This is a genomic window from Pseudundibacterium arcticum, assembly GCF_042646465.1.
GTDB classification, from domain to species: domain Bacteria; phylum Pseudomonadota; class Gammaproteobacteria; order Burkholderiales; family Burkholderiaceae_D; genus Undibacterium_A; species Undibacterium_A arcticum.
Map to the genome: position 1 here is coordinate 127,827 of NZ_JBHRTP010000038.1, position 20,307 is coordinate 148,133.

Annotated in this window: 16 protein-coding genes; 8 read left to right on the forward strand and 8 right to left on the reverse strand. The window is 59.8% G+C overall.

Annotation, left to right across the window (positions count from 1 at the left end):
* The first annotated feature begins 34 nt into the window (after positions 1–34).
* On the forward strand, positions 35–928 hold the full coding sequence (prmB, locus tag ACFOFO_RS13030; RefSeq protein ID WP_390324666.1) for a 50S ribosomal protein L3 N(5)-glutamine methyltransferase: 894 nt from the start codon (positions 35–37) through the stop codon (positions 926–928).
* A 177-nt stretch (positions 929–1,105) separates the two neighbouring features.
* On the forward strand, positions 1,106–3,100 hold the full coding sequence (locus ACFOFO_RS13035) for an ATP-binding cassette domain-containing protein (RefSeq protein ID WP_390324664.1): 1,995 nt from the start codon (positions 1,106–1,108) through the stop codon (positions 3,098–3,100).
* Positions 3,101–3,137: 37 nt separating this feature from the next.
* Here ACFOFO_RS13035 and ACFOFO_RS13040 read toward each other — a convergent pair whose 3' ends face one another.
* Positions 3,138–3,701, reverse strand: coding sequence for a GNAT family N-acetyltransferase (locus ACFOFO_RS13040; RefSeq protein ID WP_390324662.1), 564 nt, complete (start codon positions 3,699–3,701; stop codon positions 3,138–3,140).
* Between the two features lie 134 nt (positions 3,702–3,835).
* On the opposite strand from ACFOFO_RS13040, the gene ACFOFO_RS13045 reads away from it, so the two are divergent.
* Positions 3,836–4,945, forward strand: coding sequence for a CaiB/BaiF CoA transferase family protein (locus ACFOFO_RS13045; RefSeq protein WP_390324660.1), 1,110 nt, complete (start codon positions 3,836–3,838; stop codon positions 4,943–4,945).
* A gap of 53 nt (positions 4,946–4,998) precedes the next feature.
* Here the strand turns inward: ACFOFO_RS13045 and ACFOFO_RS13050 are convergent, their stop codons facing one another.
* Positions 4,999–6,615: a DUF342 domain-containing protein gene (locus ACFOFO_RS13050; RefSeq protein ID WP_390324658.1), complete on the reverse strand. Its 1,617-nt coding sequence runs from the start codon at positions 6,613–6,615 to the stop codon at positions 4,999–5,001.
* Between the two features lie 412 nt (positions 6,616–7,027).
* Between ACFOFO_RS13050 and ACFOFO_RS13055 the strand changes: the two genes are divergently transcribed.
* Both ACFOFO_RS13055 and ACFOFO_RS13060 read left to right on the forward strand, forming a co-directional pair.
* Positions 7,028–7,846 (forward strand): cystine ABC transporter substrate-binding protein, encoded by an 819-nt coding sequence (locus tag ACFOFO_RS13055; RefSeq protein ID WP_390331728.1) that lies wholly within the window; start codon positions 7,028–7,030, stop codon positions 7,844–7,846.
* 103 nt (positions 7,847–7,949) lie between these two features.
* Positions 7,950–8,615 carry an amino acid ABC transporter permease gene (locus ACFOFO_RS13060; RefSeq protein ID WP_390324656.1) on the forward strand — a complete coding sequence of 222 codons (666 nt, stop codon included), beginning with the start codon at positions 7,950–7,952 and terminating at the stop codon, positions 8,613–8,615.
* 39 nt (positions 8,616–8,654) lie between these two features.
* On the opposite strand, the gene ACFOFO_RS13065 is transcribed toward ACFOFO_RS13060, so the two are convergent.
* From ACFOFO_RS13065 to ACFOFO_RS13075, 3 genes are all read right to left on the reverse strand, one after another.
* A complete protein-coding gene (locus tag ACFOFO_RS13065) occupies positions 8,655–9,827 on the reverse strand; it encodes a DUF1501 domain-containing protein (protein WP_390324654.1) in 1,173 nt (390 codons plus the stop codon).
* A gap of 76 nt (positions 9,828–9,903) precedes the next feature.
* Positions 9,904–11,508 carry a DUF1800 domain-containing protein gene (locus ACFOFO_RS13070; RefSeq protein WP_390324652.1) on the reverse strand — a complete coding sequence of 535 codons (1,605 nt, stop codon included), beginning with the start codon at positions 11,506–11,508 and terminating at the stop codon, positions 9,904–9,906.
* 68 nt (positions 11,509–11,576) lie between these two features.
* Positions 11,577–11,999 (reverse strand): hypothetical protein, encoded by a 423-nt coding sequence (locus ACFOFO_RS13075; RefSeq protein ID WP_390331729.1) that lies wholly within the window; start codon positions 11,997–11,999, stop codon positions 11,577–11,579.
* Positions 12,000–12,169: 170 nt separating this feature from the next.
* On the opposite strand from ACFOFO_RS13075, the gene ompR reads away from it, so the two are divergent.
* Together ompR and ACFOFO_RS13085 are read left to right on the forward strand one after the other, a co-directional pair.
* Positions 12,170–12,949: an osmolarity response regulator transcription factor OmpR gene (ompR, locus tag ACFOFO_RS13080; protein ID WP_390331730.1), complete on the forward strand. Its 780-nt coding sequence runs from the start codon at positions 12,170–12,172 to the stop codon at positions 12,947–12,949.
* A gap of 57 nt (positions 12,950–13,006) precedes the next feature.
* On the forward strand, positions 13,007–14,344 hold the full coding sequence (locus tag ACFOFO_RS13085) for an ATP-binding protein (protein ID WP_390331732.1): 1,338 nt from the start codon (positions 13,007–13,009) through the stop codon (positions 14,342–14,344).
* A gap of 363 nt (positions 14,345–14,707) precedes the next feature.
* On the opposite strand, the gene ACFOFO_RS13090 is transcribed toward ACFOFO_RS13085, so the two are convergent.
* The 3 genes from ACFOFO_RS13090 to ispD all read right to left on the reverse strand — a co-directional run bounded on the left by ACFOFO_RS13090 (position 14,708) and on the right by ispD (position 16,590).
* Positions 14,708–14,998 carry an encapsulin-associated ferritin-like protein gene (locus ACFOFO_RS13090; RefSeq protein WP_390324646.1) on the reverse strand — a complete coding sequence of 97 codons (291 nt, stop codon included), beginning with the start codon at positions 14,996–14,998 and terminating at the stop codon, positions 14,708–14,710.
* A gap of 293 nt (positions 14,999–15,291) precedes the next feature.
* Complete coding sequence (gene ispF / locus ACFOFO_RS13095; RefSeq protein WP_390331734.1) at positions 15,292–15,780, reverse strand: 2-C-methyl-D-erythritol 2,4-cyclodiphosphate synthase; 489 nt, start codon at positions 15,778–15,780, stop codon at positions 15,292–15,294.
* A 96-nt stretch (positions 15,781–15,876) separates the two neighbouring features.
* Positions 15,877–16,590, reverse strand: a complete 714-nt coding sequence (ispD, locus tag ACFOFO_RS13100) for a 2-C-methyl-D-erythritol 4-phosphate cytidylyltransferase (protein WP_390331736.1) — start codon at positions 16,588–16,590, stop codon at positions 15,877–15,879.
* Between the two features lie 268 nt (positions 16,591–16,858).
* Between ispD and mfd the strand changes: the two genes are divergently transcribed.
* Positions 16,859–20,305, forward strand: coding sequence for a transcription-repair coupling factor (mfd, locus tag ACFOFO_RS13105; protein ID WP_390331737.1), 3,447 nt, complete (start codon positions 16,859–16,861; stop codon positions 20,303–20,305).
* The last annotated feature ends 2 nt before the right edge of the window (positions 20,306–20,307 follow it).

Genomic DNA, 20,307 nt, shown 5'->3' on the forward strand with positions numbered 1-20,307 from the left:
TCCGCATTGATCGCCCAGACCCCTTAAAGCTGCAATGAATCCACTCGCCCACACCTTCCAGACCCCGCGCGACTTGCTGCGCTATGCGATCACCCGCTTCAACGGCGCCAAGCTGTTCTTCGGTCACGGCAGCAGCGATGCGCTGGACGAGGCGGCCTATTTGATCCTGCACACGCTGAAACTGCCGCTGGACAAGCTCGATCCCTTCCTCGACGCGCGCCTGCTGCCGGAAGAAGTGGACAGCGTGCTGACCGTCATCGAGCGGCGCAGCGTCGAACGGGTACCGGCGGCCTACCTGACCAACGAAGGCTGGCTTGGCACCTACCGTTTTTACGTCGATGAACGCGTGATCGTGCCGCGCTCGTTTATTGCGGAACTGATCCCGCACCAATTGTCGCCATGGGTCGGCGATCCTGATGCAGTGACCGACATTCTGGATCTGTGCACCGGCTCCGGCTGTCTGCCGATCATGCTGGCCGATGCGTTTCCGCAGGCGCAGGTGGACGCGGTCGATATCTCGACCGATGCGCTGGCAGTAGCGCGGCGCAATGTCGACGACTATGCGTTGCAGGAGCGCATCACGCTGATCGAATCGGACTTGTACGACCAGGTGCCGGACAAGAAGTACGACCTGATTATCAGCAACCCGCCGTATGTCAATTCGGACTCGATGGCCAAGCTGCCGCAAGAGTACCGGCGGGAACCGCAGATCGCGCTCGCTGGCGGCAGTGACGGCATGGATCTGGTGCGCAAGATCGTTGCTGGCGCTAAACAACGATTGAAGCAAAACGGTGTGTTGATGGTCGAAATCGGCAACGAACGGGCATTTGCCGAGGCCGCCTTTCCCGATCTGGAGCTGACCTGGGTCTCGACCAGCGCCGGCGACGACATGGTGTTTTTAGTGACCGAGGAACAATTGAAACGATAAGCTGCCAAATTAGCGCAGCGTGGTCCCCAATGCGCGCTTTCCCCCGCAACAGGAACACCAGCAAGAGCAGCATCGCGGGAGTCTGACCCAAAGTCATACTCCCCTCTGTATTTTTTAACTCGCAACAAAAACATGCGGTAACAGCATGGTTTTACCGCATACTCCCATAGAAATAAGATGATTCGTTTTCAACAAGTAAGCCTGATGCGCGGCGTCAAACCGCTGCTCGAGTCGGTCGACGTCACCCTCAATCCCGGCGACAAGATCGGCCTGATCGGTGCCAACGGCGCCGGCAAGTCCAGCCTGTTCGGCCTGTTGCGCGGCGAACTGCACGCTGACCAGGGGGAAATCGACTATCCCGCCAAGTGGCGTGTCGCCTACGTCGCACAGGAAACCCCGGCCTTGGACCGCGCCGCGCTCGATTACGCGATCGACGGCGACATCACGTTGCGCAAGCTGGAAGCAGAACTGGCTGCGCTGGAGGCGCAACCGGAAACCACCGAAAACGGCATCGCCATCGGCAACCTGTACGGCGCGCTGGCCGACGCCGACGCCTACACCGTCAACTCACGCGGCGAGCAACTGCTGCTCGGTCTCGGCTTCACGCTGGACCAGATGCAGCAACCGGTCGCCAGCTTCTCCGGCGGCTGGCGCATGCGCCTGAATCTGGCGCAGGCGCTGATGTGCCAGTCCGACCTGCTGCTGCTGGACGAGCCGACCAACCATCTGGATCTGGACGCCATCATCTGGCTTGAAGACTGGCTCAAACGCTACGCCGGCACGCTCCTGATCATCTCGCATGACCGCGACTTCCTGGATGAAGTGGTGAACGTGATCGTCCACATCGACGAACGCAAGCTGAAGCGCTACTCCGGCAACTACTCCGGCTTCGAACGCCAGCGCGCGGCGCAGATGATCCTGGCGCAAGGCGCGATGGAAAAGCAGAACCGCCAGCGCGCCCATCTGGAATCCTTCGTCAACCGCTTCAAGGCGCAAGCGAGCAAGGCGCGCCAGGCCCAGAGCCGCATGAAAGCGCTGGAAAAGATGGCGGAACTGGCGCCGCTGCGTGCCGCTGCCGAATTCTCGTTCGAGTTCCGCGAACCCCTGAATGCACCGAATCCGCTGCTGGTGATGGAAGAAGTGAATGCCGGTTACCAGCTCAAGGATGAGCACGGCGACCAGATCGGCGAAAAAATCATCGTCAACAACATCAACTTCTCGCTCCAGATCGGCCAGCGCATCGGTCTGCTCGGCGTCAACGGCGCCGGCAAATCGACGCTGATCAAGACCATCGCCGGCGACATCAATCCGGTCACCGGCACCTTTACCACCGGCAAGGGCCTGACCATCGGCTACTTTGCCCAGCACCAGGTCGAAATGCTGCGCCACGATGAATCGCCGCTATGGCATCTGGCCAAGATCGCGCCGACCGTGCGCGAGCAGGAACTGCGCAACTTCCTCGGCAGCTTCAACTTCCCTGGCCAGATGGTGACCGCCTCGATCGCCCCGTTTTCCGGCGGCGAAAAGGCGCGCCTGGCGCTGGCCCTGATCGTCTGGCAGCGCCCCAACCTGCTGCTGCTCGATGAGCCGACCAACCATCTGGATCTGGAAACGCGCGAGGCGCTGACCGACGCGCTGGCCCAGTTCGAAGGCACGCTGGTGGTGGTCTCGCATGACCGCCACCTGCTGCGTGCGACCACCGACCAGTTCATCATCGTCGCCGACGGTAAGCTGCAACCGTTCGATGGCGACCTCGACGACTACAAGGACTGGCTGGTTCAGACCAAGCTCGGCAAGGGCACCCACGTGCTGCCGGTGGCCAAGGACAAGAGTGTCGACCTGCCGGTCGCGTCTCCGGTAGCGTTGGCTGCCACACCGACGGTCGATCGACGCGATCAAAAGAAACTCGATGCCGAACAGCGCCAACGCACGACGACGCTGCGCAAACCGATTGACGCCCGCATCAAACGGTTGGAAGAGCAGATCGCCAAACGCAATGTGCAAAAGGCGGAGATCGATGCGCAACTGGCCGAACCGGGTGTCTATGACAACGCCAACAAGGCCAAGCTAAAGACGTTGCTGACCGATCAGGCGTATTACACCAAGGACCTGGCGCAACTGGAAGGTGAGTGGCTGGAACAGCAGGAAGAGCTGGAAAAGCTGGCCGCGTGATGTTGCCTATCAAATGGGTTCTGGTTATCCCAACGGCCTAGCTGGAACAGCTCCGCTCGGTGGGAGGAGAAGGCGGTTGTAGGGAGAGCCCGCAACCCAGATCGCACCACATGTGCACCTTCGACACGAACTCGGCGCCAACGGCAACCGCAAACGGCTCCAGGCCAAACTGAACGAAGCCACAACGCTCATACAGCGCTTGTGCGGCCGCGTTGCCGTGCCTGACCGTGAGTTGCACCACCCTCACGCCGTCGCGGCCCCTCGCGTGCGCAAGCGCTGCCAGGACGAGTTGGCGACCGAGGCCGCCTTGCCGAGACTCGGCTGGCACAACCATGCCGAACAGCGTGGCCTTATGGCGTGCCTTCTCGCGTGACTCGAACGACAGGCCGGCCACTCCGGCGAGGCGCTCATCGCGAAATGCGCCGAACACCACCTCCGAGGCCAGCGGTTCAAGCTGGAGCCGGGACTCCCACCAAGCGAGCGGAAGCGCTGTGCGCTCGGACACGCTGGAGGTGAAGGCGTCGGGGTGACGCTGGTAGGCGTCGAGCATGAGTGCGCGATACGCGGGAGCATCGGTAGGGGTAAGGCGGCGGATGTTCATAGGCGGATGTTCGTCATCCCCGATCAAACTGGTGGAAACACCCTGCGGATATCAGGCCTCCGCCTTCCGAGATGTTGGAAGGCTTGGCGCATAATCTCGGCACAATCAATACCATCAATCAACCCAAACCGCCCATGAACACCTCCGTCGACCACCCCCTAACCGGCATCCGCATCCTCGACCTGACCCGCCTGCTGCCCGGCCCGGTCGCGACCCAGCACTTGGCCGACATGGGGGCCGAGGTGATCAAGATCGAGGACACCGGCGCCGGTGATTACGCGCGCAGCATGGGCCATGTGCGGCATCAGGTGTCGCAATTCTTCCTCGCGGTGAATCGCGGCAAGCAAATGCTGAAGCTGGACCTGAAGGATGCCGCCCAGCGCGAACAGTTCTTGCAGATGGTGGAGACGGCCGACGTGGTGGTCGAAAGCTTCCGCCCCGGCGTGATGGACAAGCTCGGGGTCGGCTGGCAGGTGCTGAAGGCACGCAACCCGAAACTGGTGATGTGTGCGATTAGCGGCTACGGACAGCATGGTCCGTTCGCGCATCTGGCCGGCCATGACATCAACTACATCGGTTATGCCGGCATGCTGGAGCAGAATGTCAGGCAAGCGGATGATCCGGCTGCACCACCCGCGACACCGGCGCTGCCGAATTTGCAAATCGGCGATTTGCTCGGCGGCGCGCAGACTGCGGTGCAAGGAATGCTGGCCGCGTTGCTGGCGGTAAAGATGGGCGGCGCGGGCAGTTTTGTCGATGTGTCGATGACTGACGCGGTGTTCGCCCACAACATCATGCCGCTGGTCGCGGTCAATAATTTCGGCCGGCCGGCGCAGCCGGGGCGCGATCTGCTGACCGGTGGCGTGCCTTGCTACAACGTGTATCGCACCAGCGATCAGCGCTTCATGGCGGTCGGGGCGCTGGAACTGAAATTCTGGGAAACTTGCTGCGATGTTTTGGGTCGTCCCGACCTCAAGGCTAGGCACTGGAGTTGCGGCCAGCAGATTGGCGGCGCCGACGCGATGGCGGTCAAGGCCGCGCTGGATGCGATTTTTGCCCAGCAGACCCTGGCATTCTGGACCGAAAAATTTGCCGGCGTTGACTGCTGTGTGACACCGATATTGCGCGCCGACGAGGCCATCGCGCATCCGCTGTTTGCGGCCCGCGCAATGGCCAAGCAGGTCAACCACGAGACCGAGGGTGACTATTGGCAGGCCGCGCCCGGCGTCAAATTTTTTGCATAAGGCGCGCTGTCACCGATTCACTAATTTTGCGCATCCCCCGCTGATCACAGCCGTCATGCGCGGACCGTGATCTTGCCGTCCCTCACCAGCACAGTGCCGGCGCCGATTTCATCTAATACTTGCCACACCTGATTGCCGATGCGCACTTCCACGCCGTCATACAGCGCCGTGCCGATTTCGATTCGCGCTTTGTCGATCGAACCCATTTTCTCGGACAGTTGGGCCTGTTCGGCACCGAGACTGTCGATCTCTTCCAGCAACCGCAGGCGGGTGGCTTCGGCCTTGGCGCCGATGCCACCGACGTTCTTGTGCGGATTCTTATTGAAATAGGTGATCAGCTTCAGCACCTGTTCGAAATCCCCCAACTTGCGCTGCTGCTGCTGCTCCAACCCGTGCAGCACTTGATCCAGATACGGATCAAAGCCGACCTGCACGCGGGTCTTGATGCCGTTCGGCGAACCGAGCAATCCGACTTTGACCCGATGCGTGGCCAGTGCGCTGCCGCCGACGATTTGACTGGATTTTGGATTCTTCTTGCCGACAATTATTTCATTCCTGGCCACCAACTCGCATTGGCGCGCACTGCCGTGGATCAGGATGGAATCGCCGGCCTCCACGTGGACGTTCTCCATGAACAACGCCTGTACAGAACCCTTGGAAATGATGCGTGCAGTCGATGGCGTTAGCACATTGCCGGCGAAGTGGGTGTCGGCATGTCCGATGATGCCGCCCTTCACGGCGACGTTACCGCCGGCGGTGATTTGCGCCGCCTCGACCGTTCCACTGACGAACACATCGCCCGTCACGTCCAGTCGCATGCCGGCCTTGACGTCGCCGCTGATGCGAATCGTCCCTGCAAACACGACATGGCCGGTACTCAGATCCACGTTCGGCACTTCGATCACCGAATTGACGATCACACCATCGGCCATCGGCACCGGCTGTCCGGCGATGGTCGCCAGCAGCAGATCCGGATCATCGGGCGCCGGCGCGGCGCCTTGCAAATTCTTGTCAAACGGCCGGTCCGGCACTGGTTTCGCGAGCAAGGTCTGGCCCCTGATATCGATCCCGTCACACCCCTGAATTGCCGGTGTACGCCGCATCAAGCGATCGCCCGGCTCAACCAGCAACAGATGGCCGAGATCGCGATATTGAATGTTCGCCATTTCATCTACGTGCGACAACTCCTGGTCCTTGTCGGCCAGCAGAGCTTCAAAACGTGCTTCGGTACCATCGAGCGGCCAATTGCCGGCGGCGATAATCAGATCCTCGCATGCACCGGCCGCCAGCGCCGCGTCCAACTGATTGTGCAAAATGCCGTGCACGATGCCTTGTTCTTGTAGCGCTGCGCGCACGGCGCCGGCCACCGCCCGGCCACCTTGCGGCGGGATCAGCGTCAAACGGGCCGACATCAGATCGGCAGCCACTTTCAAGGAAAATTCGCCATCGCGCCGTTTGCCGATCACGGCAGTCAGCTCGGTACTGGCAGTTCCGCAGGCGTTGATGAAACCCGTCAGCGCGTGCTGATAGATATGGAGGTTGCCAAAGCCACTATCGACCAAAGCCTGGTTAAATGTCGCGACATCGGGCGCCGGCGCGGCGACAGCCGGATCAAAGCGGACCTCCAGCTCGCCATTGGTGTCATTGCAGGTAAACGTTAGTGATGACAAGGTGAAATTGCTCCCTTATGTGCTTACTCGTGTGCCTGCAATTGATGCACCTTGCTGCACTGCTATGGCGGCCCGCTTGGGTGCGCAGCACGGTCGTCTCATGCTGGCCCGGAAAAGACCAGGCCTGACCTGGTTCCGGAAGATTGTGCGCAGAACAACACTCTGGCACAATTGCCACATCGTCAAACTAGCCGAGCGGTACGGCGGATTGGTCCGAATGAACTATCGGCACGCGGTTTCGCGAACGCCAGGGCATCTGTTTCGACTGTTCGAATTTATTAATATACTCCTGTTGGTTAGATCGGCTACCGCAAATATTAAACCGGGGATGTTAATATACTGGCAAGAAAATCAATCATCACTGCGATACCTCACCACGCATTTTTTCTGCAGTCCTTCTCAGGAGCCTTAAATGAAAAATGATTCGACCCACACTATTTCGCTGAAATTCTCAAAACTGCTCGTCGGCGCGCTGCTGGCCGGCGTTGCGTTACACGGCGTGGCGGCCGACCTGCTCGATACGGTCAAGGACCGCGGCACATTGAGAATCGCGGTCGAGGGCACTTACCCGCCATTCAACTTCAAGGACCAGACCACCAAGGAGTTGACCGGTTTCGATGTCGATGTGGCGAAATTGCTGGCTGCAAAAATGGGCCTCAAGCCGGAATTCACCACCACCGAGTGGAGCGGCATCCTGGCCGGCCTGGCCAGCGGCAAGTACGATGTGATCGTCAACCAGGTCGGGATCACGCCGGAGCGCGAAAAGACTTTCGACTTTTCCGATCCATACACCATTTCCAGTCCCCAGCTGATCGTGAAAAAAGACGAGAAGCGTAACTTCAAGGATCTGGACGACCTGAAGGGCAAAAAGCTCGGTGTGGGCCAAGGTAGCAACTTCGAACAAAAGGCCAAGGCCATCAGCGAAATCGACGTCAAGAGCTATCCCGGTGCCCCGGAATACCTGAACGACCTGGCGACCGGCCGCATCGACGCTGCGCTCAACGACAGCCTGATGGTGGCGTACCTGCTGAAGACCTCGCATCTGCCGATCAAGGCCGGCGCGCCGATCGGCAGCGTGGAGAAGATGGGAATCCCGTTCCAGAAAGATAATCCGAAGTTCAAGGCTGCCCTCAACAAGGCGCTGGCCGATGCGATCAAGGATGGCAGCTTCAAGAAAGTATCGGTAAAGTGGTTCGGCGTCGATGTCAGCAAGGCGCCCGCCGCCCGCTAAATTTTTCGTTTGCCGTTAATTTGCCCTGTTTCACCGTTCCAGTTAATAATGGAAACACTCCATCCCCGCACAGGCGGGGATGGTTTTATCAGGGGCGAGAACAATGGATTTTGCAGAATTACAGGGGCTGTTGCAGCTGGCTGCGCCCATCATGCTCAAGGGCGCCGGCTACACGCTGCTGTTTGCGGTAGCGTCGATGTTGGGCGGCCTGCTGCTGGGATTTCCGCTGGCGGTCGCGCGCATCCTGCCGTCGCCGCTGCTGCAACGCCCCGCCGCTGTCTATGTGAGCCTGATGCGCGGCACCCCATTGCTGGTCCAGGTGTTCGTGATCTATTACGGCTTGCCGAGTATCGGGATCGAGTTCACTCCCACCACCGCTGGCGTACTGGCACTGAGTCTGAATGCCGGCGCCTATCTGTCGGAAAGCCTGCGCGGTGCGATTTTGGGGGTCAGCAAGGGTCAATGGGCCGCCAGTCACAGCCTGGGCCTGACTTACGCCCAGACGCTGTATTACATCGTCGCGCCGCAAGCGTTGCGCATTGCAGTGCCGTCGATGAGCAATACCCTGATCAGCCTGATCAAGGACACCTCGCTGGTATCGGTGATCACGGTCACCGAACTGATGCTGGCAACCAAGGAAGTGATCGCAACCAGCTTCCGACCACTGCCGTTGTATCTGGCCGCCGCCGCGGTGTACTGGTGCCTGAGCCTGTGCTTTGAAGCGCTGCAACGCCGCGCCGAGCGCAAGTTAAACCAGGCACATCAATAAGGCTGGCTGGGGTTTTACTCGCCGGGAACGCATGGGCGATCAGGTCCGCAGCAAATCGAGCGTCTGGAATTTGTCGCCCAGCACCTTGCGCGAATTCACGCCCCACCACTGGTCCAGTACCATCGCATTCAGACTGCGGAAATCGACGTCAAACATCAGGTTGCCCGAGCCGTCGAGCCGCGCCAGATCAGGCGCCTTGCCGAATAGTCCGCCCTTGACGCGGCCGCCCATCACAAACTGCGGCGACACGGTGCCATGGTCGGTGCCTTTCGACAGGTTTTCTTTTGGACGCCGGCCAAATTCGGAATATGTCATCACCAGCGTCGAATCCCAGCGCTGCAACTCCTGTAGCGACGACTTCAGGGCGCTGATGCCTTCCGCCAGTTGTTTCAGCAAAGCGGCCTGGGTGCCTTGCTGATTTTGATGAGTGTCGAAACTACCCAGTGTCAGTCGCAACACCGCCACTTTTTTTCCGCTCTGTTCGCCATTGGCGATCACCTGCGCCGCGGTTTTGACGACATCGCCAAAGCCACCTTTCGGAAATTCTGTCTTGAAGTCAAACTTGCCCTGTGTCGGTCGCAGGCCGTCGGCCGCCTTGACGATGTCGGCCTCGACCTTGAGCATATGTTCCAGCGTCGCATTGCCATGCACCTTGGCCGGCATCGCCAGCCGTGCGTTATTGAGGAACTGATCGGTATTGGCCAGCGCCACCACGCGCGCACCGCCGGACAATGGCCCCATTTCCTGGCTGCCGATGATCACGCCGTCGGCACTGTAGAACCCCGGTGGCGGACTGGCAGCGAAGGCGCGTGTCAACCAGCCCTGTTGCAGGAACTGTTCGGAGCGGGATGCGGTATCCCAGATTTCGATCGACCGAAAATGGGACAGATTCGGTTGCGGATAGCCGACACCTTGTATCACGGCCAGGTCCTGGTCCCGCCACAGTGCCATCAAGGGCTGCAGGCTTGGATGGAGACCGACGTTCTGGTCCAACTGCAGCACTTCTTCACGCCGGATCGCAATTTGCGGGCGCAGCCCGTAATAAGCTGGATCCGCATACGGCACGACCGTGTTCAGCCCATCGTTGCCGCCTTTGAGTTCGATCAGAATCAGCAGGTTCTGATAACCAGGATGATCTTGGGCCAAGCCATGTTGGGCCAGCAAGACCGCGCCCAGGCCACCGGAAAATTTAAAAAAATCACGACGGTTCATCAGGGCGTCCCTCACTACCGCGGTTAGACAGCTGCAGACACAGGGGCAAGCAATGTGTTTGGGTGCGCATCGTTCATCATTTCAGCTGAAATACCGGATCCAGCACCATGGTGCGCAACAGGGCAGTACCGGTCAGATCGCTCTTTATCGGCGCCGTCGGCTCCAATGGCAACAACGCTTGTTGCATCGCAATCCGTTGCGCAGGAGTGGGAAGCGCATCGACACCGACGCCAAACTGGGCGAACCAGCTGTTCGGGTCGTAACTGATCATCGCAGCGGCGTTCGCAAACTGAATGCGGCCTTCACGGCCAAGGGCGCCCTGCCCCTTGATTTTTCCCAGAGCGCTTTTGAAAGCGATCGATTGCGCTTCGTTTGGCTGTGCCATTTTGGTACTCGGCGCGTTCGCCATATTCGGCTGCGTCGTCATCCGAGCTCCATGCTCGGTTGCGCGGAACAGCCGCTCCAGCGTGCTCTTGCGGGCCAGCAGCGTGCTGCTGTTGATCCACGCCTCGCCACCTGGCCAGCCTTTCACATTAGGAGGGTTAAACAGGTTTTGACCGAGCTGCGCCACCGCAAACGTGAACGGCAGCGGGTCGTCATAGCTGAACTGGAACTGGCGCAACGTGCCGACCATCAGTTCGACCGGCGACTTCACCAGCGTGCCGCGATTGCCCAGGTCCCAGAAAAAAGGCGACAGGAACAAGTCGTGCAATGCAGTCTTGATATCGTAGCGGCTATCGCGAAAATGTCTGGCGATGCGTGCCACTTCTGCGGGATTCGGGTTGGGCGACACGAATTCCCGCCACAATTTACTGACGACAAACTCGGCACAGGCCGGTTGCGCCAACAGGATGTCGAGCACGGCATCGCCGTCGAAATTACCGCTGCGCCCCAATACGGTCTTGCTACCCTCATCGTGAATGCGTGGCCGCCATTTGAATTCGCCGGTGTCGCCGTCAATGCTCCAGCCGGTAAATGCCCGCGCGGCTTCCTTGATATCCTGCTCGCTGTAATTTCCTTCGCCGAGCGTGAACAGCTCCATCACTTCGCGCGCGAAATTTTCGTTCGGCGTCCCCTTGCGGTTGTTGGCGCCGTCGAGATAGATCACCATCGCAGGGTCTTTCGACACCGCATGCAGCATGGCGCCGAAGTTGCCGAGCGCATGCTGCCGCAACAGGATGTTCTGGCGATACATCAATTGGGAATATTTGACCTTTTGCTGAGCGGACACGAAATGGTTATGCCAGAACAGCGTCATCCGTTCGGTCAGCGGCGATGGAGTGACCAGCATTTCTCTCAGCCACCAGCCGCGCAATTCGAACGCCTTCTTTTGTTCGTTCTCGCGGAAGGCCTTTTTTTCTTCGTCGCTCTTGTCCTTGATCGTCCTGTAAGGCACCAGTGCTTCGCCAGTCCATGCCGGTGCCGGCGTGCTGGCTGCGCGCGTGGTCTGCACCAGCAACTGGTCGACCGCCTGTTGTCGCGTCAATTGCGCGTACTGGTCGACTTCGGAAGTTTGCGGCGTGAAGCCGGTGCGCGCCAGCAAAAAGCGTGCATCCTGCATGCCGATCGGCTGGGCGACGGCGGTCGCCGCCACCGAACTCAATACGGCGGCAACCAATAGAAAAGTGGGATAGATGCTACGTGAGGTACGTGAGGCACGCAACAAGCGCAAGGTGATCATGGCAAGAAGCGCTGGTGGCGGAGTTAGCTGGCGGCCTGACGACGATTTTCAGCTGGTTTGGTCAATCGTCACTTCTTGTTAGGATAGATATCCTGCCCCGCCTCGTTGATCTGCCGACGCAGTGCGCGCCGTTCCTCAACCGACAGTCTGTTGGTCTTTTGCTGTGCTTGTGCGTCGCGGCCGCCATTCTCGCCACGCATATTGGCATCGCCAGCCTGCGGTCGCGCGCGGCGCATGTCATTCTGGTCCCGACGCTCTTCCTGATTTTGCATTTGCCGTTGCGCCTGACGCTCTTCACGCTGCATTTGCTGTTGCACCTGGCGCTCGTCGCGCTGCGCTTGCTGTTGCACCTGACGCTCGTCGCGCTGCGCTTGCTGGATCGGCTGATTTTCGGCGCGGCCTCCGAACTGAATAAGCGGCAACGCGAAGGCGAGCGTCATGCTTGCCATCAATAAAGAAAACAGACCCAATTTTTTTAGCGCCGTATCCATAAAGGTTTTCTTCCGCGTTACTGATTTAACGGTTAAGCTTTCCCCGTTGATGACCCAGTGTAGGCCGCTTTATCCTCTGCCATAAGTCTAATCAGGTAAAGGATGTAACAGTTTGTAATGCCTTCTGCCATAGACTTTCCCCGCCCAATATCTGACGTTACCATAGCGCTATGAATACAACAAACTCGCCAGCACCAACGCCAAATAATCCTGCCAGCACGTCAACCAGTGGCCATCAGGCAAAAATTTTGGTGGTCGATGATGATATACGACTGCGCGACCTGCTGCGACGTTACCTGAGCGAACAGGGCTTCAATGTCGTCACCGCCGAAAACGCACAGGCGATGAATAAACTGTGGATCCGTGAGCGCTACGATCTGCTGGTACTGGACCTGATGCTGCCGGGTGAGGACGGCCTGTCGATCTGCCGCCGGCTGCGCGGCGCCGGCGACCAGACGCCGATCATCATGCTGACCGCCAAGGGCGAAGACGTCGATCGCATCGTCGGGCTCGAAATGGGCGCCGACGACTATCTGCCCAAACCATTCAATCCACGGGAACTGGTTGCCCGTATTGGCGCGGTGCTGCGCCGCGTTGGCCCGGATGAGATTCCCGGCGCACCGTCCGAGACCCCGCAATCGTTCGAATTCGGCGAGTTCGTACTCGATCTGGCGACCCGCACGCTGAAAAAAAGCGGTGAAACGGTGTCGCTGACCACCGGCGAATTCTCGGTACTCAAGGTGTTCGCGCGTCATGCGCGGCAGCCGCTGTCGCGCGAAAAGCTGATGGAGTTAGCGCGTGGCCGCGAGTATGAGGTGTTCGACCGCAGCCTCGACGTGCAGATATCGCGACTGCGCAAGCTGATCGAACCCGACCCTTCCAACCCACTCTATATCCAGACAGTGTGGGGCCTCGGTTACGTGTTTATTCCAGAAGGCCAGCCCCGCTGAGCTTGCTGACGCCGCTGATTCCAACACAAGTTGCCCGACCGCAATCACCCTCGACGGATGCGCATCCCACTGAACCGGCTCGCCTGGCTAAAAAGCGGCCTCTTTTGGCGCACCTTCGTGCTGCTCGGCTTCCTGATCACGGTCAGTATGGCGGTTTGGGTGCTCAGTTTCAGGATGCTGGAACGTGGGCCACGGGCGCAGCAAATGGCCGCTCAGATCGTCTCGATCGTCACCATTACGCGTGCCGCGCTGACGCACTCCGCGCCCGAAATGCGCCGTGAACTGCTGTTCGATCTCGCCAGCGACGAGGGTGTGCGCGTCTATCCGCTGGAACAATCCGACCAGGTCGAACCGGTGCCGGAAGACATACTAATGCCGGAGCTGCAAACCGACGTGCGCGCAAAACTGGGCGGCGACACCAAATTCGCCGGCAAGGTCAATGATGTCTCCGGCTTCTGGGTCAGCTTCAAGATCGGCGATGACGATGAATACTGGCTGATGCTGGAGCGCGACCGGCTGGAGCACGCCGGTCTGCAATGGTTCGGCTGGGCACTCATCGTACTGGTCATCTCGCTGCTCGGCGCCGGCTTTATCTCCGGCCTGATCAATCAGCCGCTGTCGCGTCTTGCGTTTGCCGCGCGGGCCCTGGCCAAAGGTCAGCAGCCGGATCCGCTACCGGAGGCTGGCCCGACCGAGATCATCGAAGCCAACCGTAGTTTCAACCAGATGGTCGACGATCTGAACCGTGTCGAATCGGACCGCGCGGTGATTCTGGCCGGCATTTCGCACGATTTACGCACGCCGCTGGCACGCATGCAACTGGAAATAGAAATGGCGAAACTGCCGGCAGATGCGAGAGACGGCATGCAGTCCGATATCGGGCAAATGGACGCGATCATCGGCCAATTCCTCGACTATGCGAAGCCGACCGATGCTGCCAGTTTTGCCAGAGTCGACCTGAGCGCGTTGCTGGCCGAATCCGCGCATGAAGCGACACGCCTGCCGGAGGTACGGATCACAACCGACATCGGCAACAACATATCGATCCCGGGCAATGCCACGGATATTCAGCGGGTGATCAATAACCTGATTGAAAACGCGCGACGTTACGGCAGAACGGCCGGCAGCACCATTGCCGAGATCGACATCAAGGCCGGCATTGAATCCGATCAGGCGGTCATCGAGATCAGCGACCACGGCAATGGCGTCCCTGATGCGGACAAGGAGTGCCTGCTGCGACCGTTCACCCGGCTCGATACTGCTCGCGGGCAGGCCAATGGTTCCGGGCTTGGGCTGGCGATTGTGGAACGGGTGGTAAAACGCCATGGCGGCCAGCTGCAGCTGCTCAATCGTAAAGGCGGTGGATTTCGCGTCAGGATATCGATACCGCGCTGAGCGCCCAAGGCGGCAGTCCTGCTGCGCGGCGGAGAAATACTCCATCGAGCAGTAGCCAAATCCCAGCGCAATAGGCCCGGCATTGCAGCATACTCCCACAAAATTATGGAATGATTGCCGAGCACAGGCGCGCCTGCGCTGTCAGCCCGCGCCGGCCACTGACAGTTCGCCTAGGAGGCTGTCAGACTTACGGAATCGATGCGAAAACACGCTGAACGAGGACAGATTTTGCCGGATTTGCAGCATCAATAGCGCGCTAAATCGCGGGCTAATGAGCAAAAAGCCGGTGACACTGTACCGTTCAGTGACTTTAACAGCCGATTCTCCGGGGGGGGGGCGCCGAGCCGTAAGTCCGACAGACTCCTAATGGTCGCCGGTGATTGGTCCGGTCTTGAATAGCGCATCGCGTAATTCATGATCCAGCTTCGGATCGTGGCGGCGGATCCATTCCAACACCATTGACGCGTGCTCTTTTTCCTCGTCGCGGTTATGCGCCAGAATTTTTTTCAATTCGGGATCGCTACAGGCATCAACGCGCTGGTTATACCAGTCGACCGCTTCCAGTTCTTCCATCAGGGAGGTCAGCGCACGGTGCATGTCCATCGTCGCGACTGACAACTTTTCGATCGGTTCGTGATAGCCTTCATTTGACATGATGCAACCCTTTCGGAGAATGAAAAATTTATCTGAAAACGAGCCTGCGGCACCAGACTCTAAATGAGCCTTAGCGTATTTTATTGAATTTGTATTTTATTGAATTTCTGGCGTAGGTCCGGCGTCCCGGCGGCCCGGCGTTCCGGCTGAAAGACCTCGCTCTGGATATACTCCGTCAATCGATGTCTATTTCCGCGTCAAAACAAAGCGACATATCAACATACTCCTACACCAATAGAAATTCAAGCATAACATCAATCGCACGTATGCTGCCCGACCTCGGGGATTTTGTGTCAGCGCCGGAACAACAGTGCCACAGCTTCCGCTGCAATCCCCTCTTCTCTTCCCAGGTAGCCCAGTTTTTCATTGGTCTTGGCCTTGACATTGACTTGCCCAGCCTCGACGCCAAGATCGGCCGCAATGTTGGCCACCATCTGGGCGATGTGCGGCGCCATCTTGGGCGCCTGCGCGATGATGGTCGCATCGATGTTGGCGATCGCATAGCCGGCTTGCGCGACGCGCTTGACCGCCTCGCGCAACAATGCGCGCGAGTCGGCGCCGGCAAACCGGGCATCGGTATCGGAAAAATGGCGGCCAATATCGCCCAGCGCCGCGGCACCGAACAGCGCGTCGGTGATCGCATGCAACAGTGCATCAGCGTCCGAATGGCCGAGCAAACCGCTACTGTGCGCGATCGTCACGCCGCCCAGGATCAGTTTGCGCCCAGGAACCAGCGCGTGGCAGTCGTACCCTTGACCGATGCGAAATGGAAATGGATTCATGCTTGATGGCATATCAGTGGTGTGGTTGAGGTTAATTCGACCCGTGTCATCGGATTGCGGCTGCGGTCATATCAAGCCGCGGCCAATCCAATCGCGCTATTCCTGCAAATACATTTCGGCGATCCGGATATCGCTCGGCAAGGTGACCTTCAGATTGCGCGGGTGGCCGGTCACCAGCTTGGGATTGTATCCAAGCGCCTCCAGCGCGCTGGCCTCGTCGGTCACGTGCGTGGCCTGTGTCAATGCCCGGCACAGCACGCCATAGCGAAACATTTGCGGCGTCTGTGCCAGCCATAACGCTTCGCGCGGGATCGTGCGCACGCCATCCGCGCCGACCTGTTTCACCGTATCGACCACCGGCAGCGCCAGCAAGCCACCGACCGCATCATCGCCGATTTCTGCAATCAAATGCGCGATCAGCTGCGGGGTCAACCCGGGCCTGGCCGCGTCGTGTACCAGCACCCAGTCATCGTCCGCAATCGTGGGTCGCAAGAGCTGCAAGCCATTCAAGACCGAATCGCGCCGTGTCGCGCCACCGCAGCGCAGCGTCGTCACCTTCGGCAAGGCCGGCGGGATCACGTCGTCAATATACGCATCAGCCACACTGACCACGACAAAGGTATGCGCAATTTGCGGACTCGCCAGAAATGCGTCAGCGCTATGGCGCAACATCGGCCGTCCGGCAATCGCCAGATATTGTTTCGGACATCGCTCTGCCATGCGGCTGCCGACGCCGGCGGCCGGGATCAGGGCGAAGTAGCGTGCCGATCTCGCAGGTTGACTCACAGACTGGCTCTCGGATTCGCTCATAGGCGCTGGTAAAGGGTGTTAAAAGTCTAGGTGGCACGGCGCCATCGAAGAAAAATTCATCAGTTTTGCCGTGTGCAGCACCCGGTATTCACCATAGTGTTGCCTGCAGTGTTGCAACGAAGGCTTCGTTTATAATTGCAGATTGAATTTTAACCTTCAAAACCAGCCAACAAACGGCATTTTGAAGCAAACGACCGGCACCAGCCAATCCTGCCGATTTTCGACTGTTACCTCGCCTGTTACCGCCGTTATCACGCTGCCTCCCTGCATGCCATTTGACCTGAAAAAATCTCTTCCCAAGCCTGGCAACCGCTTCGCCCTGCCCACCTTGCATGGTTCGGCCGATGCTTACGCGCTGGCGCACGCGGCGGCCGTACTGAAGTCCGAACGCCGCATGCTGGCGGTGGTAGTGGCCAATGCCACCGACGCGCAACGCCTGCTGGATGAGATCCCGTGGTTCGGCACCGATCCCCAAGCCAAGCTGCGCTGTCATTTGCTGCCCGACTGGGAAACCTTGCCCTACGATGCGTTCTCTCCGCATCAGGATCTGGTATCGGAGCGCCTGGCGACGCTGTATGAAATCCAGAACGGTCAGTGCGACGTGCTGATCGTGCCGGCCACCACCGCACTGGTGCGAATCGCGCCGCCATCCTTCCTGGCCGCCTATACCTTCTTCTTCAAACAGGGTGAAACGCTGGACGAGGCGCGGCTGAAGTCGCAACTGACGCTGGCCGGCTACACCCATGTATCGCAAGTAATGTCACCCGGCGAATACTCGGTGCGCGGCGGCCTGATCGACCTGTTTCCGATGGGCTCGGCGCTGCCGTACCGGCTCGACCTGTTCGGCGACACCATCGACGCCATCAAGACCTTTGACGCCGACACCCAGCGCTCGCTGTATCCGGTCAAGGAAGTACGCCTGCTGCCGGGACGCGAGTTCCCGATGGACGAGGCGGCGCGCACCGCGTTCCGCAACCGCTGGCGCGAACAGTTCGAGGGCGATCCGTCCAAATCGACGGTATATAAGGACATCGGCAGCGGCATCGCATCGGCCGGTATTGAATACTATCTGCCGCTGTTCTTCGACCAGACTGCAACCCTGTTCGACTATCTGCCGGCCGATATCACGTTTGCGCTGGTCGGCGACATCGACGGCGCGATCAAACGCTTCTGGAGCGATACGCAGTCGCGTTATCAGTTTTTGAGATCCGACCGCGAGCGCCCATTGCTGGCGCCGGAGTCGTTATTCTTGACCGATGAGGCCTTCTTCACGCTGGCCAAACCCTACGGTCGCTGGGTAATCCAGAGCAACGATCAAGCCTCGGAATTATCGGCGCCGATTCCGAATATCACGGTCAATCGCCGCATGGACGACCCGCTGACCAATTTGCGCGCGTATCTGCTGCACACCGGCAAGCGGGTGCTGATCTGCGCCGAATCGAACGGCCGCCGCGAGACACTGCAGCAATATTTCACAGAATACGATCTGGCACTGACGCCGTGCGAAGGTTTCGACGGCTTTCAATCGTCCGGCGCCAAACTGATGCTCGGTGTCGCGCCGTTGCACGCCGGATTTGAACTGAATATGCCCGACGGCAGTCTGGTCTTCATCACCGAAACCGAGCTATACGCCGGATCCGGGCGCCGCGCCGGCAAGAAGAAGCAGGAAGGCGCGACCCAGGTCGAGTCGATGGTGCGCGACCTGTCCGAGCTGAAGATCGGCGACCCGGTGGTGCATATCAACCACGGCATCGGCCGCTACATGGGCCTGATCAGCATGGATCTGGGCGAAGGCGAAACCGAATTCCTGCATCTGGAATATGCCAAGGACACCAAGCTCTACGTGCCGGTGTCGCAGCTGCACGTGATCTCGCGCTATTCCGGCGCCTCGCCGGAGGACGCGCCGCTGCATGCGCTCGGTTCCGGGCAGTGGGAAAAAGCCAAGAAGAAGGCGGCGGCGCAGGTGCGCGACACGGCGGCCGAACTGCTCAACCTGTATGCCCGGCGCGCGCTGCGCCAGGGTCATTCATTCGAGTATTCGGCGCATGACTACGAACGCTTTGCCGACAGTTTCGGCTTTGAGGAGACGCCCGACCAGGACGCCGCGATTTCCGCGGTGATCAAGGACATGACGGGCGGCAAGCCGATGGACCGGCTGGTGTGCGGCGATGTCGGCTTCGGCAAGACCGAGGTTGCGCTGCGCGCCGCCTTCATCGCGGTGATGGGCGGCAAGCAGGTCGCGATCCTGGCGCCGACCACCTTGCTGGCCGAGCAGCATGCGCAGACCTTTGCCGACCGCTTTGCCGACTGGCCGGTACGCATCGCGGAATTGTCGCGCTTTCGCAGCGGCAAGGAAATCACCCAGGCAATCAAGGGCATGGCCGATGGCACGCTGGACATCGTGATCGGCACCCACAAGCTGCTGTCGGACGACGTCAAGTTCACACGGCTGGGCCTGGTCATCATCGATGAGGAACATCGCTTTGGGGTGCGCCAGAAAGAGACTCTGAAGGCCTTGCGGGCCGAAGTCGACGTGCTGACGCTGACCGCAACCCCGATCCCGCGCACGCTCGGGATGGCGCTGGAAGGCTTGCGCGACTTCTCGATCATCGCCACCGCGCCGCAGAAGCGACTGGCAATCAAGACCTTCGTTCGCAGCGAAGGCGAGTCGGTGATCCGCGAGGCCTGCCTGCGCGAACTGAAGCGCGGCGGTCAGGTCTACTTCCTGCACAACGAGGTCGAAACCATCCAGAATCGGCGGGCGATGCTGGAAGAGCTGCTGCCGGAAGCGCGCATCGCGGTCGCGCATGGCCAGATGCACGAGCGCGACCTGGAAAAGGTCATGCGCGATTTCGTCGCGCAGCGCTTCAATATTCTGCTGTGCACGACGATTATTGAAACCGGTATCGACGTACCGACTGCCAACACCATCGTCATGCATCGCGCCGACAAGTTCGGCCTGGCGCAGCTGCATCAGCTGCGCGGCCGGGTCGGTCGCTCGCATCACCAGGCTTACGCCTACCTGCTGGTGCACGATGTCCAAGGGCTGACCAAGCTGGCGCAGCGTCGCCTCGATGCGATCCAGCAGATGGAAGAACTGGGCAGCGGCTTCTATCTGGCGATGCACGACCTGGAAATTCGGGGCGCCGGCGAGGTCCTGGGCGACAGCCAGTCGGGCGAGATGACCGAGATCGGCTTCCAGCTGTATTCCGACATGCTCAACGAAGCGGTGCGCGCGCTGAAAAATGGCAAGGAGCCGGATCTGGCCGCGCCGCTGTCGACCACCACCGAGATCAATCTGCACGTGCCCGCCCTGCTGCCGGCGGACTATTGCGGCGATGTGCACGAACGGCTATCGCTCTACAAGCGCATGGCCAATTGCGCGACGCACGACAAGATCGACGACCTGCAGGAAGAAATGATCGACCGCTTCGGCAAACTGCCCGACCCGGCCAAGGCCTTGATCGAGACCCACCGGTTGCGGGTCGCAGCCAAGGCGGTCGGCATCATCAAGATCGACGCCCATGGCGAGGCAGCGGTGCTGCAATTCATGGCCAACCCGCCGATCGACGCGATGCGCATCATTGAGCTGGTACAGAAGAATCGGCACATCAAACTGAACGGGCAAGACAAGCTACGCATCAGTGCCAACATGCCGGATCTGGCCGCGCGCGTGCAGCAGGTGAAGACCACTATCCGTGCGCTGGTGGCGTGAGC

Coding starts and splice junctions, on each gene's coding strand:
- prmB (WP_390324666.1), top strand. CDS start 35: ATGAATCCACTCGCCCACACCTTCCAGACCCCGCGCGACTTGCTGCGC.
- ACFOFO_RS13035 (WP_390324664.1), top strand. CDS start 1,106: ATGATTCGTTTTCAACAAGTAAGCCTGATGCGCGGCGTCAAACCGCTG.
- ACFOFO_RS13040 (WP_390324662.1), bottom strand. CDS start 3,701: ATGAACATCCGCCGCCTTACCCCTACCGATGCTCCCGCGTATCGCGCA.
- ACFOFO_RS13045 (WP_390324660.1), top strand. CDS start 3,836: ATGAACACCTCCGTCGACCACCCCCTAACCGGCATCCGCATCCTCGAC.
- ACFOFO_RS13055 (WP_390331728.1), top strand. CDS start 7,028: ATGAAAAATGATTCGACCCACACTATTTCGCTGAAATTCTCAAAACTG.
- ACFOFO_RS13060 (WP_390324656.1), top strand. CDS start 7,950: ATGGATTTTGCAGAATTACAGGGGCTGTTGCAGCTGGCTGCGCCCATC.
- ACFOFO_RS13065 (WP_390324654.1), bottom strand. CDS start 9,827: ATGAACCGTCGTGATTTTTTTAAATTTTCCGGTGGCCTGGGCGCGGTC.
- ACFOFO_RS13070 (WP_390324652.1), bottom strand. CDS start 11,508: ATGATCACCTTGCGCTTGTTGCGTGCCTCACGTACCTCACGTAGCATC.
- ACFOFO_RS13075 (WP_390331729.1), bottom strand. CDS start 11,999: ATGGATACGGCGCTAAAAAAATTGGGTCTGTTTTCTTTATTGATGGCA.
- ompR (WP_390331730.1), top strand. CDS start 12,170: ATGAATACAACAAACTCGCCAGCACCAACGCCAAATAATCCTGCCAGC.
- ACFOFO_RS13085 (WP_390331732.1), top strand. CDS start 13,007: ATGCGCATCCCACTGAACCGGCTCGCCTGGCTAAAAAGCGGCCTCTTT.
- ACFOFO_RS13090 (WP_390324646.1), bottom strand. CDS start 14,998: ATGTCAAATGAAGGCTATCACGAACCGATCGAAAAGTTGTCAGTCGCG.
- ispF (WP_390331734.1), bottom strand. CDS start 15,780: ATGAATCCATTTCCATTTCGCATCGGTCAAGGGTACGACTGCCACGCG.
- ispD (WP_390331736.1), bottom strand. CDS start 16,590: ATGAGCGAATCCGAGAGCCAGTCTGTGAGTCAACCTGCGAGATCGGCA.
- mfd (WP_390331737.1), top strand. CDS start 16,859: ATGCCATTTGACCTGAAAAAATCTCTTCCCAAGCCTGGCAACCGCTTC.